This is a genomic window from Streptomyces sp. NPDC012888 (assembly GCF_042900645.1).
Taxonomy (GTDB): Bacteria; Actinomycetota; Actinomycetes; order Streptomycetales; family Streptomycetaceae; genus Streptomyces.
The window spans coordinates 64,574-82,087 of the sequence record NZ_JBIBBM010000010.1; the positions used below are offsets into that span (position 1 = coordinate 64,574).

Annotated in this window: 14 protein-coding genes and 2 CRISPR repeat arrays (1 of these 16 running past the window's edge); all 14 genes read right to left on the reverse strand. The window is 70.6% G+C overall.

Features of this window, described 5'->3' with window-relative positions:
* Window positions 1-120: 120 nt before the first annotated feature.
* Window positions 121-588: a hypothetical protein gene (locus ACFY61_RS18965; protein ID WP_389473355.1), complete on the reverse strand. Its 468-nt coding sequence runs from the start codon at window positions 586-588 to the stop codon at window positions 121-123.
* 74 nt (window positions 589-662) lie between these two features.
* Entirely contained in the window at window positions 663-905 is a 243-nt protein-coding gene (locus ACFY61_RS18970; protein ID WP_389473356.1) for a hypothetical protein, read from the reverse strand.
* A 65-nt stretch (window positions 906-970) separates the two neighbouring features.
* A complete protein-coding gene (locus ACFY61_RS18975; RefSeq protein WP_389473357.1) occupies window positions 971-3,028 on the reverse strand; it encodes an N-6 DNA methylase in 2,058 nt (685 codons plus the stop codon).
* A gap of 855 nt (window positions 3,029-3,883) precedes the next feature.
* A CRISPR array of direct repeats spans window positions 3,884-4,647; the repeat unit is 29 nt; unit sequence GGGGTCATCCCCGCGTGCGCGGGGAGCAG.
* Between the two features lie 152 nt (window positions 4,648-4,799).
* Entirely contained in the window at window positions 4,800-5,105 is a 306-nt protein-coding gene (locus tag ACFY61_RS18980) for a hypothetical protein (RefSeq protein WP_389473359.1), read from the reverse strand.
* Window positions 5,106-5,242: 137 nt separating this feature from the next.
* Window positions 5,243-5,425: a hypothetical protein gene (locus ACFY61_RS18985; protein ID WP_389473361.1), complete on the reverse strand. Its 183-nt coding sequence runs from the start codon at window positions 5,423-5,425 to the stop codon at window positions 5,243-5,245.
* Between the two features lie 121 nt (window positions 5,426-5,546).
* Window positions 5,547-5,684 carry a hypothetical protein gene (locus ACFY61_RS18990; RefSeq protein WP_389473362.1) on the reverse strand — a complete coding sequence of 46 codons (138 nt, stop codon included), beginning with the start codon at window positions 5,682-5,684 and terminating at the stop codon, window positions 5,547-5,549.
* A 986-nt stretch (window positions 5,685-6,670) separates the two neighbouring features.
* Window positions 6,671-6,850 carry a hypothetical protein gene (locus tag ACFY61_RS18995; protein WP_389473363.1) on the reverse strand — a complete coding sequence of 60 codons (180 nt, stop codon included), beginning with the start codon at window positions 6,848-6,850 and terminating at the stop codon, window positions 6,671-6,673.
* 445 nt (window positions 6,851-7,295) lie between these two features.
* The gene (gene cas2e, locus ACFY61_RS19000; protein WP_389473364.1) at window positions 7,296-7,646 is read right to left on the reverse strand and encodes a type I-E CRISPR-associated endoribonuclease Cas2e; all 351 of its coding nucleotides are present in this window, start codon (window positions 7,644-7,646) and stop codon (window positions 7,296-7,298) included.
* A complete protein-coding gene (gene cas1e, locus ACFY61_RS19005; RefSeq protein WP_389473366.1) occupies window positions 7,643-8,596 on the reverse strand; it encodes a type I-E CRISPR-associated endonuclease Cas1e in 954 nt (317 codons plus the stop codon). The genes cas2e and cas1e overlap by 4 nt, the downstream gene beginning before the upstream one ends.
* Window positions 8,593-9,303 (reverse strand): type I-E CRISPR-associated protein Cas6/Cse3/CasE, encoded by a 711-nt coding sequence (gene cas6e, locus ACFY61_RS19010; RefSeq protein WP_389473368.1) that lies wholly within the window; start codon window positions 9,301-9,303, stop codon window positions 8,593-8,595. Before cas6e ends, cas1e begins: the two co-directional genes overlap by 4 nt.
* Window positions 9,303-10,085 carry a type I-E CRISPR-associated protein Cas5/CasD gene (gene cas5e, locus ACFY61_RS19015; RefSeq protein ID WP_389473370.1) on the reverse strand — a complete coding sequence of 261 codons (783 nt, stop codon included), beginning with the start codon at window positions 10,083-10,085 and terminating at the stop codon, window positions 9,303-9,305. The genes cas6e and cas5e overlap by 1 nt, the downstream gene beginning before the upstream one ends.
* Window positions 10,082-11,296 (reverse strand): type I-E CRISPR-associated protein Cas7/Cse4/CasC, encoded by a 1,215-nt coding sequence (gene cas7e / locus ACFY61_RS19020; RefSeq protein ID WP_389473372.1) that lies wholly within the window; start codon window positions 11,294-11,296, stop codon window positions 10,082-10,084. The genes cas5e and cas7e overlap by 4 nt, the downstream gene beginning before the upstream one ends.
* Complete coding sequence (casB, locus tag ACFY61_RS19025; protein ID WP_389473374.1) at window positions 11,293-12,081, reverse strand: type I-E CRISPR-associated protein Cse2/CasB; 789 nt, start codon at window positions 12,079-12,081, stop codon at window positions 11,293-11,295. Before casB ends, cas7e begins: the two co-directional genes overlap by 4 nt.
* On the reverse strand, window positions 12,078-16,631 hold the full coding sequence (gene casA, locus ACFY61_RS19030) for a type I-E CRISPR-associated protein Cse1/CasA (protein WP_389473376.1): 4,554 nt from the start codon (window positions 16,629-16,631) through the stop codon (window positions 12,078-12,080). The genes casB and casA overlap by 4 nt, the downstream gene beginning before the upstream one ends.
* A 404-nt stretch (window positions 16,632-17,035) precedes the next feature.
* Window positions 17,036-17,514: direct repeats of the CRISPR family, unit length 29 nt; unit sequence GGGGTCATCCCCGCATGCGCGGGGAGCAG; it runs 284 nt beyond the window's last position.

Sequence of the window (17,514 nt, forward strand, 5' to 3'; positions counted from 1 at the left end):
GCGGCATCGTGTCACAGCCTGACGTCGAACCCGCGATAGCTGGTGCCCAACCATGGACCGGCAAACCCATGCGGTCACAGCACTAACCGTCGCCTTGCGCACCGGCAGGGTCGGTTCGCGCTACGAGGCGTCCGCCGCGGGGATGCGGGCGACGGCCTCGGCCAGCTGGCGCACGGAGACCGAACCCGTTTCGGGCAGGCCGGCGTCCAGCCAGGCGCGCCGCGCGGCCGCCTTGTCGCCCTCGGCGGCGGTCAGCACGTTCTCCTTCGCGCTGTTCTCCGGCACCGGGTCGGTGTCCGGGCCGTGGTCGGTGAGGTGGACGACGGTCCGGAGCTGCAGCTTGGCGTTGGACGCCATCTGGTCGTTGAGGCGGTAGACCCGCAGCCGATGCCCGACCAGCCCGCGGGCGCGCTCGATCACCGTCCGGCCGGCATCGGTGTCGCCGCGGTCCGTCCGGAGCTGCTCCAGCTCGCCGGAGGTGTTGCGGAGGAGCAGGACGCCACGGGTGCTCGTGGCTTCCACGCGTACGAGGAGCAGGGTGGCCGTGAACCGCCGCGCGGCGCCCTGCCGGACGACGTCCTGTCCCACGGTGTCGGCGAGGGTATAGAGGGGTCCGGCAGGGCGCCCGGCGGGGGGCGGCCGCCCCGCCTCGGGGGCGGAGCCTAGCGCCGGTTCCTGAGCTCCCGTACGGCGGACACGGCTGCGAGGCACAGCCCCGCCGCTGTGGCGAAGCCCGTGCCGCCGGAGCGGATCACCTCGGGGAGTGCCGCGCCAGTCCGGCTCTCCAGGAGGCTGACGAACAGGGCGACGACCAGCGAGAACAGGATCATGATCAGCAGCCAGAGCACCCACACGGGCAGCGTGTTCGGGGCGTGGGGCTGGGTGGTTTCGTCGGACGCGGTCACGGCGGTGTGTTTCCTTTCGGATGTGCGGCGGGTCGGGGCGCGGCGATGGCCGGCGGGCTGGGTGCTCAGGGGGCTGTCGTGCCGGTCGCGGGCGGCGGTTCCGGGTTCATGACCTGCTCCGCGAGCAGGGCCCGGGTCCGGGCGGCCGCTGCCGCCAGCTGCTGGTGTGTCCGCGCTTGTTCGTCCAGGCTTTGCAGCACCGCGGCGATCCGGCGCTGCTCCGGCAGCGGGGGCAGCCGTACTTCCAGCCGGCCGAGTGTCGCGACGCTGATCGAGGGTGCCGCCGTGGCGGCCGCACGGTCGGTGACCCAGGCGCGCACCTCCTCGCGGTGCAGCCAGTTCAGCAGGTAGGCGGGGTCGACTTCGGCGGCTTCGCGCGGGCGGAGTCGGATCACGTTCGGACTCATCAGCCATCCCGACTGGTCGGGCGTTACGAGCGCGGGTGGTTTCGTCTTGCCGGAGCGGACGCAGAGGATGTCCCCCGCTTCCAGCGTGAACTGCGGAAGCCGCTTGGCCAGCTCCCAGGAGACGCGCTCTTCACCGGTGTCGGTGACGCGTCCCTCCCGCAGGTGCTTGGGGAACACGACGGGTACCACTCCGCCGGGCGCCCGGTCCTTGCCGCCCAGCCGTGAGTACGAGGGCCCGGCTTTCATGTCGCAGAGTTGGGCGAGCTTCGCCGTGCGCCAACGCGTGGTCTCGCGCGCCCCCGGGTCGGGTGTCACCTCGCGGAGCATGGAGGCGGCGTGCGCGTCAGCGTCCCCGCTGTGCTCCACGAGCCGTGTCAGTTCGTCGCGGGCCAGCCACAGTGCGTCCTCGTCCGCGCCTCCCTTCCGGTCGGGCGTTTCGCTGGGGGTGATGTGGTCGAGGGGGTTGAGGGAGCAGTCCTCCTTCAGGAGCCTGTCCCGGTCCACCGTCGCGTGCGGCACGCCCCACTCGGGCTCAGGGTCGTCGAACAGCGCCGGCTGCTGGTAGCCGGCCTGGGCCCGGTAGGTGCCCAGCACCGCCCGCAGGTCTTCTTCCTCCAAGGTGCGCCGTGGCCCCTTCTTGGTGCCGAGGTGGCGGGCGTCGAGGAAGACGACGCGCTCGTGCGGATCGCTCGGGTGCCGCAGCAGCCAGACGGACACCGGCACCGCCGTCCCGCTGAACAGCTTGGCGGGCAGGGCGATGATGCACTCGACGACGCCCGCCTCCACCATGGCCCGGCGGATCGCCCTCTCGGCGGCACTGCCGGAGTTCCCGGCCTTGTTGGGCATCACCACGGCTGCCCGTCCGCCTTCACGGAGTGAGGCGAGTACGTGCTGGAGATAGGCGAAGTTGTCGTTGTCCAGAGGGGGCGGGCCGTAGGCCCACGTTCCCGTACGACGGGCCTGCCCGGACGAGTCCTTCATGTTGAAGGGCGGGTTGGTGAGGACGAGGTCGGCCCAGCCTGCGCCGGCCCGGTTTCGGTCCCTCCACGGTTCCTCGTCCGCCAGGCGCACGCCTGAGCGGACGCCGTGCAGGGCCAGGTTGAGGCTCGCGAGGAGGGCGGCCTCCCGGCGGGTCGTCTGCCCGAACACCCTGAGCGGCTTGAGGTCGGGGCGCCGCTGCCGGATCAGTCGCGCGGCGGCGACCGACTCCGCGAGGAACTCGCCGCCCCGGACGTACGGGTCGTAGACGGCCTCGGCGCCCTTCCCGAAGGAGGTGCGGGCCAGGGCGCCCATGAGGCGCACGACGCCCCGGGGCGTGAAGAACTCCCGGCTGCGGAGGCGGGCGTGCGTCTCGTACTCGTCGATGATCAGCTGGAAGGCGTCGTTGCCGTCGAGCTTGCCCACCAGGTCCACGACGTGGGCGACGTGCCCCGCGCTTCTGGGTGTCAGCTGGCTCAATGACTCCGTGAAGTACGGCATCATGCCCAGCCGCTTCACTTCCTGGTCCACTGCGCGGCCGATCTCTTCCAGCAGCTCGCCGGCTGCTCCCCCAGCCGCTGAGCCCGCCGCTTCCCGGGCATGGGCCCGTACTGCCTGCCAGCTGGCGTCCGAGGCGCCCCGCAGGAAGTGAAGCGCGACGAGCAGCTGCGCGTAGTCCACCATCGTGCCCGCGCCGCGTACCTGGTCGGCCAGAGGGCCCATCAGCTCGCGGACCACCTCCAGGTTCCCCGGGCCGGCCGGGTGGTGCGCCTCCTGCTCGGCGGATTCCGCCGAGCTAACCCCACCGGCCGGCGGCTGCTTTACGGGCTTTCCCTCGTCACGGCCCAGGATGGCCCGGGCACGGCTGCCGTACGTGGCGGTGTCCCCCTCCCCCGGGTGCCTCAGGTGTGGAGGGACGGGGCGGCCGTCGAGCCAGCGGAGAACGTCCGACTGGCGGAAGTAGGCCGTTCCTCCCGCCCGTCTGGGCGAGGGAAAGTCCGTGGAACGGCGCTCCCAGGTCGTGACCGCCGGCCGCGTGACGCCGGCCAGCTCCGCGATCCGTCCCCTCGTGATTTGAGGGTCGCCCTGGTAGGACGACCCCTTGCTGCTCCCCATGCTGCTCTCCCTCAAATCCGCCCGAACGGCGCTCCGTTGCCGAGGAACATACGGGCTGGACCGCCGCCATGCCATGTGTGCACTGAGGGTGCGCAAAGGGCGTTACTCACTGCGCTTTCCCGCCGACCAGTGCTAGTCGAGGTGGACTGTGTACATTTGAGCCCATTTGAGAAACAGAAGTGAACGCCATCAGACACTTCCGCTGGCACCACCCAGTAAGGGGGTTAACACCTTCCCCGCACCCTGCCATGGCTTTCCTCAGCATGCGCGAGGCGGCGGCTGCCCTTCGACGTGGTGGACAGGAGTCGTATGCGTAGCCGCACAAAACCGCGCACGTCTCACCGGCCCTCAGTTGCGGGTGATCCGTCGAAGACCCGCACGGTCTCGACATCCGGCGTTGTTCATGAAGCGTGCAACAAGAGGCCATCACCACGGCGCAGCAAACAGCGGACTCGTGAACCCACCGGGGCCGACGCAGGGTACGTCCCCACACGCCCAGGGAGCAGCCCTGCGTCGCAGGTGGTTGCAGAAACGCATAGGGGTCATCCCCCGCGTGCCCGGGAGCAGGCGGTCTCCTTCGCGAGCCGGTCGGCCACGTAGGGGTCATCCCTGCGTGCGCGGGGAGCAGGGTCTCGTCTGCGGACGCCGCGCCGGCGTGCCAGGGGTCATCCCCGCGTGCACGGGGAGCAGCACTGGCTTCATCAGGATCAGCGCGATCAGGCCGGGGTCATCCCCGCGTGCGCGGGGAGCAGCTCCCGGCCACGCCCGCGCACGTGAATCACCCGGGGTCATCCCCGCGTGCGCGGGGAGCAGTGGCTCCCTTACCCCAGAGAACGGCAAAGCACTGGGGTCATCCCCGCGTGCGCGGGGAGCAGCAGGTCACGCGGCCCCCCGTTCAGGATCAGGCGGGGTCATCCCCGCGTGCGCGGGGAGCAGGACCGAGAGGTCGATCTCCTTGAACTTCGCGAGGGGTCATCCCCGCGTGCGCGGGGAGCAGTGGCCTTCCGCTCCGCCTTCTCGATGTCCGGCGGGGTCATCCCCGCGTGCGCGGGGAGCAGCAGGGCCGGTTCTCCCGGTCCACCTTCTTGACGGGGTCATCCCCGCGTGCGCGGGGAGCAGAACTCACAGTTCTACTTGTAGTCGTGCTGCAAGGGGTCATCCCCGCGTGCGCGGGGAGCAGTGGACCTGGTGATGCAGCGCGGCCAGGTGCTCAGGGTCATCCCCGCGTGCGCGGGGAGCAGGCTTATTGACCTGCCACTTTAAACAGTGGTCGAGGCGTTTCGGAGCACTTTCGCGGGTTCAGACATACAGAGCATGCAGGGCATAGGCGGCGTAAAGGGCAGTACAGGTCGGCTGCGGTGACGTGGCTTCGCGCTCCTCGAGCGGGTGGCGGTTAACGGGCGGCGCCCTGCCCGATCGCGCGGAGGACGTCGGCGAGCCAGACCAGATGGTGGCCGACGGCGCGGTCCGGGTTGTGGAGGAGGTTCTCGAGGTGTTGCCATGACTCGGAGACCTGGCCGATTGTCATCGTCCTCGGTTCGTTGGCGACGTCGTAGAGCTCATCGGCCGGGATGGACCAGAAGTAGTCGTGGTCGAGCGTCGCCACTGATCCGTCATCAGCCGCGTCGATGTGTTGCAGGGCCAGCTCGAAGGCGCTCCTGAGCTGATCGAGGGGGATCTGCAGAGGTTCGCTGTCCATGCACTCATTCCGTCGGGCAGGGGCCGTCAGCCCTGAATCGTCGCCGCAGTGGGCACACGCTACGGGGCTTGAGCGTAGACGAGTGGCGACACCGCCCGCGCAGCGTTGCCGCACTGCCTGCCACGGGTTCGGTTCCATCAGTCGGCAACGTGGTCGTCGTGCTGCCGGAACCAGCTGCGGTAGCGGCGCTCGGCGGTGCGTCGGCGGAGTTCGTCGCAGGCGACGGCCAGTGCCGCGCTACCAGCCGCTCGCCGGCTCCGCCACTTGGCGGTGCGGCGCAGCTCGCGGCGTACGAGGGGAGGGAAGCCGCGGACACCCACGCCTTGTCCCACACAGCACCGGCTCGATCGCAGCCGAGAAGGCGGGCGACTCGCGCCACACCAGAGTAGGCGGGGTCCCATGTCGACAACGGCGGCACCCGGGCAGTGATCACGCCGACTCTCAGCTGAGGAAGTCCTTCCAGAACTGCACGGATGCCGCCTGCGGGACCCAAGGCGCGTCCTCGTCGACCTCACCGAACTCCTGATCGATGTAGTCGGCCAGATCGCGGCCGTAGCAGATGATGTCGGTTCCCCACACCGACCGGACCGGATGTCCTGGAGTGTCACGACCGGCGGGCATGAAGCGGTGCGCGTAGACAGGCATGAGTCGCGGCGCGCGTACGAGTACCACTCGGGCCACCTCCCAGCAGTGCGTCCGGGCAGCCGTGCACCACGCCGGGCGGCTTCGGCCCGGGCATCGGCGACCAGGGTCGCCATGCTGAGCCGTCGAAACCTCAGCCCTGTCACCAGGAAATGCAGGCAGAGCTCGGGATCCTCGACCGGCGGAGCGAACTTCGCACTCCCACCCAACCGCTGACCCATCCCAAGGGACCTGGGTCCGGCGGGCCTGCCGAAGCCAAGGAACGAGTTTTGTCCGCGGACAAAAGTCCCCCTGCGACACCGGCGTCGTACCCGCCCGCCAGCTGCCCAGGGAGCAGAAGAGTGGCACGCAGAAGGCGGGCCTCGCCCTCGGTTTCATCCCCGCATGCGCGGGAAACAGGTTCGGGGTTCCGCAGTTTCGGAGCCCGACGACAGCTGCACTCCAGCATCCGGGGACGAGTGAACAGGCCTCGGCCGTGCGCTGTTCGGAGGGTTCACCCTGTAGGCGCCGCAGGCCGGGCCCAGCTTGCCGTTCACGGTGTTCACTGGTTCATCCCCGCATGCGCAGGGAGCAGCCGTCGATCGCGGCGTACATCCTGTCGCCGTTGGGTTCATCCCCGCGTGCGCGGGGAGCAGTCGCCGAGGATGACAGCGCGGTCGAAGTCCACGGGTTCATCCCTGCATGCGCAGGGAGCAATCCGAGACGTTGCAGACGAAGCAGGCCCATCGGGGTTCATCCCCGCATGCGGGGGGGGAGCAGCTTATTGACCTGCCACTTTAGGCAGTGGACAGGACGTTTCGGAGCACTTTCGCGGACTCGGGCATATCAGTCATTCAGGCATAGGTGGCGCGAGTGGCGATACGGGTCGGCTGCGGTGGCGTGGCTTCGCGCTCGTTGCACGGTGCCAGTTAACGGGCGGTGTCCTACCCGATCACGCGGAAGACGTCGGCGAGCCAGACCAGGTGGTGGCCGACGGCGCGGTCCGGGTTGTGGAGGAGGTTCTTGAGGTATTGCCATGACTCGGAGAGCTGCCCAATCGTTTGGCTGCCGCTTTGGCGGTCACCACTGCTGTGCTCGCCGGCTTCGTCACCGAGCTGTCGCACGAATACGCCCGTCCCCGACCCACCCCCAGTGACGTTCAGGGCGTCTGGTCGGCCCCGGACGGGGGAGGGGACGCGGCTGCGGCGAGGCCGACAGTGGTACGCACTCCGGACCGGCGAGGTGGGTGTTCGACACATTCCCCGACGAGCCTCCGGGAATCCGACTCGAGTACCCCGGCACCGCCCCTGGCCAGACCTGCAACGTCCACCTTCCCATCTTGATCTCTGGTGAATACGGCACCATCGGCTACCTCGTACACGACCCCGACTTCCGCTACACGCTCGAGACCGCTCACCCTCGCCAACCGCGCAACGCGGCCCCCACGGTCGGTGTGTGACGTTGATTTGCCTCATGGCCAAGCGCCTGTGGTGATCGGTGGGCGGGCGGGCTGACGACGCAGGTGGCGGGCTCTTCACTGGCGCGGCTTGTCGGTAGTGACGCCCCCGCTCAGCGATTGCCGAAGCGGCGTCGTTTGGCGGCCTTGCTCCAGCCGGAGGCCGGCAGGGTGGTCCGGGGCGTAGTGCGCTCGCTCGGGCGGTGGATCAAGGTGATGCCTTCCCGGTCGACCGGCTCCCACTTGTGGTCGTGCGTCTCGAACGCGAACCCCTGCTCGTTGTCCGTGTTGTAGGCGAGGAGGGCGCGTCCGATGCCGGTGTACTGCTTGACCTCCTCCCACAACGCCGCCCTGATCCTCGCCGAGGGGCCTCCGATGAAGACGCCGGGTGAGATCTCCAGGAGCCACCGCGTCAGGAACCCTCGGAGGCCCACCGGGCATTGGGTCAGGACGATGACCGTCACCAGGACACCTCGTCGGCGTAATTACGGCCGGCGGGGACGGCGATGTCGCGGTCCGACTGGAGTGTCACCCGGTCGACCCCGTCGTCCGGCCCGCCGCCGGTCGACGGGAGCGGGAGCAGCAGGCGCTTGATGTCGTCCACGCACCGGTCCAGGAGCCGGGTCCGGTTGATCGCGTCGCGCAGCGCGCGCCGCGTGCGTGAGCCGACGTCCAGGTCGCTTTCCGCGGCCACGTCGAACGCCACGGGGATGCCGATCTCCGTCTTGTAGAGGTCGGCCACGTCGAGGACGAAGGACAGTTCGTGCCCTGAGTGGACGAAGCCGAGGCCGGTCGAGCACCCCAGCGCTGCCACGACTGCGTGCGCGACGCCGTACATGCACTGCGCGGCGGCGGTCACGGCCTGGTTCGGGGCGTCCCCGGCGCTGAAGTCCCCGGGCACGTAGTGCCGGCCTTGCCAGCGGACGCCGGTACGGTCCGCCTGGCGGCGGTAGCACTCCTTGAGGCGGCGTCCTTCGCGGCCCAGGAGTTCCTGTCGGGTCAGGCCCGAGGGGTCTTCGTCGGGGAAGCGCAGGCGGTACATCGCCCGCGCCACCTCCAGCCTGGTGCGCCGGTTGGCCCAGCTCGTGGCCTGCGCCTCCACGAGGGCTGAGGACCGGCTCAGCGAACGGCCGCCGGCGTAGTAGCGGACGCCGTGCTCGCCGACCCAGGCGACCGCCGCGCCGCTGTCGGCGAGGACGCTCATGGCCTGGTGGGTGATGCGGGTCCCGGGGCCGAGGAGCAGGGTGCCTATCGTGGCGGACGGGATGTGCGTGGTGCCGTCGGCGTCCTCGGCCGTGATGGCGTTGGCGTCGCGGTGGATGGTGCACCGTTCCAGGTAGAGGAAGGAGATCCGCTCGGCGACGCGGGTCAGTTCGCGCGGGGTCGAGGCGGGCCGCTTGGCGATGGTGGTCACCGGCCGCCTCCGCGGGCGAGCGTCATCAGGCCGCAGCCGTACGCCTTCGCCTTGCCCAGCCCCAGTACGAGGGTGCGGCGCAGGGCGGTGGGGTCGGTGACTTCGAGGCGGCCGTCGAAGGTGACCGTGACCAAGGGGACCCGGTTGGCCTGCCCCGTCGTCCCCTCCGTCTTCTGGAACCGGTGGCGCTGCTCGTTGCGGACCGTCAGCTGGTTCTCGTCCCCCTGAGCCAGGCGGCGCTGGTCGGCCGGTGTCTGAAGCACGCGGAATCCGGCGCGTTCCTGCTGGGTGAGCAGCCAGTTCATCTGGTGGCGCGGCGTGCGGTGGGCGGTCCGCTTGGTGGGTTCGTCGGGCGTGCGGCGCACGTAGTGGACCGGGTTGGCGGTGAGGCGGAAGTCCCAGACGCTGCCCTTGGTGAGTCCGTCGAGGAAGGACTTGTAGTCGTACGTCTGCCACGTGGCCGTGGTGGGCCAGCCGGCCTGTTCCACGAGGTGGGTGAGGTCCGGTCGCTCTTCGCTGACCATGAAGAGCAGCACCTCCGCACGCGAGTTGTGGTCGAGGCGCCAGAGAACTCGCGAGGTGTTGCCGTCGCTGGGCAGTGCGCCGGCGAACGACGACATGACGGCGGCGTGCATGTGCTGCGGCGAGGTGAGCAGCCTGCGGGCGCCCGACCGTGCGGTGTTGATCCGGAAGCGGGTCAGATACATCAGGGACCGTCCAGCGGGGGCTGCGTGGGCAGCGGTGTGAGCAGGGCTGCGGGGTCGTGGCGAGGGGCGGGTACCCGGCTTCCCTGCGCGCTCTTGGGCCGTGTGTCGGGCCGGAAGGCCGGGTTCGGCACCTCGACGGTGGTCGATACGACGGTGCGGAGTGCGTAGCGGCGATGCGCGGGGTCGAAGCTGAGCGGCTGGTCCCGCAGTGCGTCGCCGATCGCACGTCCGGTGTCCGCGGGCGTGGCGTCGGCGTGGATCCGGAGCGGTACCGAAGCCTGCCGCCGGTGCCGCTGCTGATGCCAGGGGGCCGCCTGCCACGGTTCGTGTCGCAGCGTTTCCGCGGGGTCGTCGCCGTTTCTGATGCCCAGGTCCAGGGGGCCCTGCGGCGGGCAGGACCGTCGTCCCAGGTACGGGAGGTAGACGGGGGCGCGCACGGCGGCCGCCAGGGCGCGGATCAGTTCGTCGTCGCCGGCGACCGCCGCGAGGAAGACCGCGTCGGCCAGGTAGAAGCGCTCGGAGACGGGCATGGCTTTGTCGGTGTCGGCGTGGTGCGCGGTCTGGAAGTCACGCAGGCGGGTGCCGGGCTGGTCGGTCCGTACGGCGAAGGCCAGCTCGGCGAGGTCCGACAGGTCGGCGCCGCGGTCCCGGCCCAGCGCGGCGGCGAGCATGCCGATGACGCCGCTCTTGGTGGGCGCCCCCTCGGTGGTGCGGCGCGCGAACCTGGCTGACGAGCCCCAGGACTGCAGGGGGCCCGCCAGACGTAGGACGAGGACGGTCATCCCTGCTTCCCCAGGCGGTCCGTCACTGCCTCGCCCACCTTGGTGACGAGTTGCCGCAGGGTGACTTGCTCGCCGAGCGGAGCCAGGTCCTCCGTCTGCTTGCCGACCCTGACGACCCACGTGTGGTCCGCCGTTGCGCCGAAGGCCTCCTCCACGGCCGGCACGTGTGCGGCGAGAGCCTCGCACGCGGCACGGACGTGTCCCTCGGCGGTGCCCTGAGCGATCGGGCTTTCGAAGGCTCCGACGAAGCTGACGGGGCGGGCCGACCGCACCTTGACGATGACCGCGTCCGGCAGGGTGTTGTTGCCGAAGGTGTTGATCTTCCCGGTGGGCATGGAGAGGGTGAAGCCCTCGACGAAGGCCTCGACCGCCCGGCGGACGGACTCCCCCGCGCGTTCGCCCTCGGTGAGTCCCGCGTCCAGGTTCCTGGCCAGCAGATCGACGTCCACGGCCGCGTAGCGGTAGAGCGTGGCGGAGTTGAAGTCGACGGTGCCGATCATTCCCGCGCCGGGCTCCGCGTCGCTGTTCTGGTCGTCCACGGCGGTGAAGTAGTCCGCCTCCAGGTCCACGGGGTGGACACTGAGCGCATGGGCGACCTGAGCGGCGGCGTCGACGTTGATGTCGGTGTTGTCGGCCACCATCCGGCCGAAGAGGGCGATGTCGACGGAGTGCCGGGTGGCCGCGATCTTCTTCGCGCGGGACTTGGTCTCGGCGTCCTTCAGGAACACCTTGGGTTCGGCCTTCTTGCCGATGCCCTCGATCGCCAGCTCGGCCAGGCCGTCGAGCTGGCGGGCGCTGAGGAAGAGGAGGTACGAGGACTGCGGGGCCTTGGCCTCGGCTTCCCCCTCCTCCGCGTCGGCCTTGCCGGCCTTGCCCGTCGTCTTGCGTGCGGCCTCCACCTTGGCCCCGGTGGCGACGAGGACGATCTCGGCCGCCATCGGCCAGACCTCCTCCGCCTTCAGCGACCCTTCCCGGGCGATGATGCGCTCGGTGAGGGCATCCACCACCTTCTTCGTCCGTACGCCCAGCTCGGCGGGGTCCAGCAGTTCCTCGAAGGCCTTGCGGGTGGCCTTCTTCCAGGCCTGGCTGGACACCCGGGAACGGCGCACCCCTCCGTACACCGCGCTCTTGGGAGCTCCCGTGTCGTCCCTGTTGATGTTGCTCGGGGGCACGGTCTGCAGGATGTGGACGTCAATGATGGTGCGGCTCATGAGTAGTCCTTCGTGTCGTTCGCGGCGGCGTCGACGACGGCGACATCGGTGTCGCCGCCGGTATCGCCGCCGGGTCGTCGGGTTGCGTCGCTTCGGCCATCGCCGGCGCCGGTCGCGGGCCGGTACGCGTGGAAGCCCCGCCCCCATGCCTGCCGGACCGCGCCGGCACCGCCCGGCCGCTGCCACTGGTCGAGGTGATCGGCGAGCAGGCCGTAATCGAGCGGGATCTCGGCGGCGCGCAGCAGGACGACCAGTTCTCGCAGCCGCTGGGCGAGCACGTCGAACGTCGTCGCCGTCCCCGCCCGTAAGAGCCTCTTGCGGACCGGATTGTCGGCGCCTCCGTCGGCATCGGGCATCAGGCGCCGCACGGCACCGCCGAGGGAGGCCCCGTCCGCGACGTGCATCCGCTTCGAACGGTTGGACTGCTGGTGCAGGGCCCACAGGGTCATGGCCACGTGCGCGGCACGTTCCGCCCGCAGGATCTCCGACTCCTGCAGACGGCGCCCGGCCGGCTGGGAAGCGTAGAAGCTCTCCATGCCCACGAGTCCCCACAGGTCCGGCGTCTCGTTGGCCTGCCGGCCGATGCCCCTGCGCAGTCGTGCGAGGGTCTGAACGGCGTGGGGCTGGTCGTTCTGGTACTCGTGCTGAAGGACGCGGATGCGCTGGGCGACGGCCTCGCCCACGAGACCGCGCTCCCGCCTTCCGCTCGTGCCGCCGTTCGCCGGCTGTGGTTGTCGTGGTGGTGATGTCGCGGGCGCCGGGGCGAGCGGCGCGGTCTCCGTCATCGGCTTGTCTCCTTGCTGGGTTCGGTGTCCCCTTCTGGTGCGTCCGCGGCGCCGACCGTGGCGTTCCGCAGGGGAAGTGCCTTGCTGAGCCTGGCCTGGAAGAAGCGTTCGGCTGCGGCGTTGTCGAGCCAGGCCGCCTCGTTGGCGTCCGCGAGCAGCCGTTCCGCGGCATCGCGGACGATCCGGTACGCGGTCCGCTGCCAGCCGAAGCGGGCGGCATGCGGATCGTCGGTGTCGCCCAGCCCGGCCAGCCACTGCCGGTACGGGCCGTCGAGCAGGCCGAAGCCCAGGTCGCGGGCCGTGTCGCGGGACGGATCCGGTGCCCGGGACGCCGCCCTCGCCAGGTCGGCCGCGAGGTCCCCGAGCGCGTTGACCGCCTTGGTGCTGTCCTCGACCGCCTCGATGGCCTCTCGTGCGTACCGCGGGTCGGTTTCGTGCAGCAGGAGTACGGGCATCGCGAAGCCGTCGTCGACGACTTCGTCGATGACCGACTGCTGGGTGCCGTAGACCGCGCTGATCAGCCTCGGCCGGATCAGAAGGTCGCGGGGCAGCAGCCGCTCGTGCGTGAGCTCGGCGATCCACTTCAGCACCCCGGCCCTGAGGTACCGGGCCGGTTCACCGCGCTGGACCGTCTGCTCCTCCGTGCTGGAGGTCAGCAGCGATTCGAGGCTGCGCCAGGCGGAGCGGGCGGGGTCGTGCTGCCGCGGCATGTAGACCAGCGGGCGGCCGAGCTTCTTCTCCTGCGGGATGCTGCGCCGCCAGCCGGTCATGGGTTCGCGGCGGTGGCCGTCGGAAGCCGGCAGGGGGTCCCCGTAGGAGAGGACGACGCCGTGCACGGCGCGGCCGTCGTGGTGCAGGCGGATGCGGCGCGACTGCCAGGTGTAGAGGTCGCGGGGGCCCGTGGGCCGGGCCGCGGCCTCGGTCTCGGTGAGCGCTTCCGGACCGCACGGGGCCCTGCGCCAGGCGGGGCGGTCGTCCTTGTCGACGGTGACCGCGGCGTTGTCGGTCGCCACGAGGTTGAGGAGCAGCGTCTGGCGGAGGTCGTCCCCCTCGGCGAACACTCCCCCGAGGTTGCCCGCCCACCCCACGCCCTGCGGATAGACCTTGCCGCCCTTGACCCGCGGGTCGCCGACGGCACCGGATTTGATGCCCGAGGTGTCGAAGGCGTGGGCGTGGACGAGCCAGCGGGCCGCCTCGGCGAAGGTGAGCTGCTCGGCGCCGGGCTGACGCATCGTGAAGAAGGGCTCGCCGTTCGGAACGTCGGCCACGAGCCGGTTGAGGGACGCCACCTCGTCCTTCTGCGTCCGCAGATCCGCGACCTGGAAGAACGGCTGGGTGGGGTGGAGCAGGTCGAACCGTTCGCGATGCCGGTCCAGGTACGGCGCGACGGCGGCGAACGACCGCGGGTCCTCGCTCAGCTCCTGCCAGGCGTCGACGTCCTCGGGGCCGTCCACCGCGTCGTGCAGGATGGCCAGCAGCAGCCGCATGAGGGCGAACTCCTGCGTCGGCACGTCGCCGACCAGCCGCCTGATCTCTCCGGCACGGGCAAAAACCTCCTTCAGGGAGAACTCCGCCGAGGACCCGTCACATAACTGGACGGGCAACCACGGACGGGAAACGAGGTCGAATCCGGGCACGCCCTTCACCAGCTTCACTTCCTTGGCGCCGGCCGGAGTGACCTCCAGCCCTTCGGTCTGGCTGTAGTGCAAGTCGAAGCCTGCCAGGCGGGTCTGACAGTCCTCGTCGAGTACGAGGAACAGCTCTCCGGCGAGGGTGTGGCTCTCCTTGGTCTGCCACTGCTCGGGGAGGAACCGCTCCAGCTCGTCGATCACCCGGTCGATGAGCCAGGGTTTGCAGAAGTGGTACGGGAGCCGCAGCGCGCTGGCCGCGGCGGCCCGGGCGGCACGCGGCGGCGGTACGGCGTCCAGCGGCAGTTGCAGTCCGCCGAGCCCACGCCCCAGCCAGGGCAGCGTGGCGTACGTACCGTCGCCGCGACGCTGGATCACGAGGACTTCAAGGGCTTCCTCGCCGTCCCTGACCTGGGCGCGACCCGAACGCGTGTCGTCCGCGTCGCCGACGCCGGCGTCGATCCAGCCGACGAGGGAGCGTCCGGGGCGGCGGACCTCGTCGATGCGGTACGACTGGGCCTTGCGCCGCTGGTCCGCCATGGCCCGCTCGTGTTCCGCGAGCGCGCTCGCCATGGTCTCGGCCCAGGCCTCGGGGACGGCAGGCGTCGGGATCCCGTACGCGGTCTGGACGAGCGGGCTGATGTCGTCGGGGAGCACCACGGGGCGGCCGTCCAGGTGCGGCCGCAGCACCGCGAGGGAGCGCATGAGCGCGTGCCGCCCATACACGGCGGCCGAACCGGACGCGGGCACCGGCGGTTCCGCGCCCCAGTCCACGCCGGTGAGCAGGCACCGGGGCGTGCGCAGCCTGGGAGGACGTCCGCGTTGTCCCTCGCCGCGGGCATGGCGGTGCAGACGTCCCATGCGCTGCAGGATGAGGTCCACGGGCGCGAGGTCGGTGACCAGGACGTCGAAGTCGATGTCCAGGGACTGCTCCGCCACCTGGCTCGCCACCACGATGTGCGGCCCTACGGGGCGCTTGCCGTCCGGACCGAACCACTCGACGAGCCGGTCGTCCTTGTCCGCGCGGTCCAGGTCGACGAAGCGGGAGTGGGCAACGGTCACCGCATCGGGCTCGAACCGCTCACGGAGAACCTCCGCCGCCTGCAGGACACGGTCCACGGTGTTGCGGATCACCAGGGCGCAGCCTCCGCCGGAGAGCTCGCTCTCCAGGCGGTCCGCCAAGGCGCCGAGGTCGTCCTCCAGCGGCTCGATGGCGATCTCCCTGCGCCGACCGGCGGCGGCCGCCGGCGCGACGGTGACCGTGTCCTGGTCCGCCGCCACGGCAGTGATCAACGGGTAGGCGATGTTCGCCGAACCGTCCGGCCTTGCGGGAAGGCTCTCCGGCTCCCCCGTCGTCGTCCCGGCGTACGCGAGGGAGAGCGCGCGCCGCCGCTCGGCAGGCAGGGTGGCGGACAGCATCACCACGGGGACGCGGTAGTGCCCGAGCCAGGACAGCACACGCTCGAGGTACTCGTTCATGTAGGCGTCGTAGGCGTGCACCTCGTCGATGACGACGACCTTGCCCGCCAGGGCCAGGTGCCGGAGGGCGAGATGGCGGCTCTTCAGCCCGGCGAAGAGGAGCTGGTCGATGGTGCCGACGACGAAGGGTGCGAGCATGCCCTTCTTCCGGCCCCGCAGCCACTGGTGCGCGACCAGCTCCGAGGCGGCGGCGCAACGGTCGTCCCGTACGGAACTGACCGCATCGGCCGCGCCGTCCATGTCGACCGCCGCGATGGTGCGGGAGCCGGCTCGCAGGTCCCGGGCGAAGTCCTCGTTGAGGAAGGCCTTGGAATGCGCCAGCGAGACCGTGCGCACCTCGTCCCCCGGGAGGCGGGCGAGCCACTTGCGCAGGCGCCCGAACACGGCGTTGGCCGTGGCGCGCGTAGGCAGCGCCACGAAGCATCCGCCCGCGCGGGTGCGGGAGGCGAAGATCTCGGCGACGGCGAGCGCGGCCTCCGTCTTCCCCTCCCCCATCGGCGCCTCGATGATCATCAGTCCGGGGACGGGAACCCGCTGGGCCAGCCGTACCGCTTCCTCCTGCAGGGGGCGGACCCCGGAAAGCCCGAACCTCGCCTCGAACAGTGCCCGGGCGCTCTCCTCGACAGCGGGCGGGCCCCACGGCCTGGGGAGCTCGATCCCACGCCAAGCAGCCTCGATGCGCTCACTGTCGTCGCGGGGCCGGTCTTCGGGATAGAGCAGGAAGAGGTCCGAATTGCTGGCGATCCAGTCCGCGAGGATCACGAGGGCCGACAACACCACCTGAACGGGCTGGGGCAGCTTGACTCCCTGCCAGACCGCCAGCCGCTCCTCGACTCCGTAGGCGGCGGCACACGCGTCGAGCAGCTCGGCCTGGGTCTGGCGCCAGCGCTGTTCGCTCCGGCCGACGGTGCGCAGGAGGTGCGGGTGCTGGTGGAGGTCGTGAAAGTGCTCGTGCCCGGGAAGCACACCGTGATGTCCGCCCACGGAGATCCCGAACGCCATCGCGGCTCGCGGGGACCACCCCCGCCGTTCGAGCCACTCCTCCAGCAGGACCTGCCCGGCCAGCCCGTGCGGAGCACGCTTGCGGGAATCCCCGAGCTGCTTGGCAGTGGGCATGTCCAGTCCTGCGTCCCGCATGTCCTGCGCCAGGTGTTCGACCTGGCAGGCGAAGGCGGGCGTCGCCTTGCCGATGTCGTGAACGGCCGCCAGCCAGACGACGAGGAGCCGGGCGTCGGCGTCCCCGCCGGGAAGGCTCCCGGCGACGAGTTCCCGCACGTTGTGCGGCGTCCACTCGTCCCACAGCCGTCGCGCCATGGCGGCGGAGTCGGCCATGTGACGCCACAAGGGCAACCACTTCTCCGCCTTCTGGTCGTACTTGGCCCAGACCGAACGCGCGGCAGGCGTCAGCTCGGCGCTCCAGTGCGCGGTGTGCTCGTCGTGCATGCGGATCCCCCCAGAGCCACGGCCTGCCCGATCCAGCTCGAAGCCGCCGGCTCCACTGGGACGGCGGACCCGTACCGAGCCCGCCCTTGATCAGGTGATCAGAGCTGTATCAGGTGATCGGATCCACGCCGAACGGGTTTGCGCCGACATCACCCATGTGGGTGACAACCAGACGGCAATGACCAGCACCACCACGAGAACCGTGACACGAATCCAGGCATCCACAGGCGCCTGCGATCCAGCACCTCCAAGGAGCACGGCAACAAGAACGGGCAGCAGCCACGACTGTGCCTGCTGCCCGCCAGCAGCTCGGGAGACCTCTACAGTCGAACTCGTGCCAGAGGTCGATGGCCTACTCGGGGCCATCCCCGCATGCGCGGGGAGCAGTGGATCGCCTTCCCGGCGGGGACATCCCCGCATGCGCGGGAACAGAATGCCGCCTCGGCGTTCTCCACCGGGTCCAGGGGGTGATCTCCGCAGGCGCGGGGAGCAGCCGGGACATGGCGACGACGTCCGCCGACCTGCTGGGGTCATCCCCGCATGCGCGGGGAGCAGTCGCTCGGGGAGATCGCCCGCTTCCTGGCGGAGGGGTCATCCCCGCATGCGCGGGGAGCAGCACCGCGGAATCCTGCGCGCCGTCGTCGACCGGGGGTCATCACCGCATGCGCGGGGAGCAGGCGGACGGCACGGTCACCGGCATGAGCTTCCGGGGGTCATCCCCGCATGCGCGGGGAGCAGGGCGTGCGCCCCGACGGCCGGCCCGTGCCGGTGGGGTCATCCCCGCATGCGCGGGGAGCAGCGGTACGCGGGGACGACCAGCGGCCGGACCTCGGGGCCATCCCCGCATGCGCGGGGAGCAGAAGTGGCTGAGTGGGCCGGGAAC

Excerpts from the sequence above, each read along its gene's own strand:
- cas7e (WP_389473372.1), bottom strand. The coding sequence starts at position 11,296 with ATGAGCCGCACCATCATTGACGTCCACATCCTGCAGACCGTGCCCCCG.
- casA (WP_389473376.1), bottom strand. The coding sequence starts at position 16,631 with ATGCACGACGAGCACACCGCGCACTGGAGCGCCGAGCTGACGCCTGCC.
- casB (WP_389473374.1), bottom strand. The coding sequence starts at position 12,081 with ATGACGGAGACCGCGCCGCTCGCCCCGGCGCCCGCGACATCACCACCA.
- cas6e (WP_389473368.1), bottom strand. The coding sequence starts at position 9,303 with ATGTATCTGACCCGCTTCCGGATCAACACCGCACGGTCGGGCGCCCGC.
- cas5e (WP_389473370.1), bottom strand. The coding sequence starts at position 10,085 with ATGACCGTCCTCGTCCTACGTCTGGCGGGCCCCCTGCAGTCCTGGGGC.
- ACFY61_RS18980 (WP_389473359.1), bottom strand. The coding sequence starts at position 5,105 with ATGGACAGCGAACCTCTGCAGATCCCCCTCGATCAGCTCAGGAGCGCC.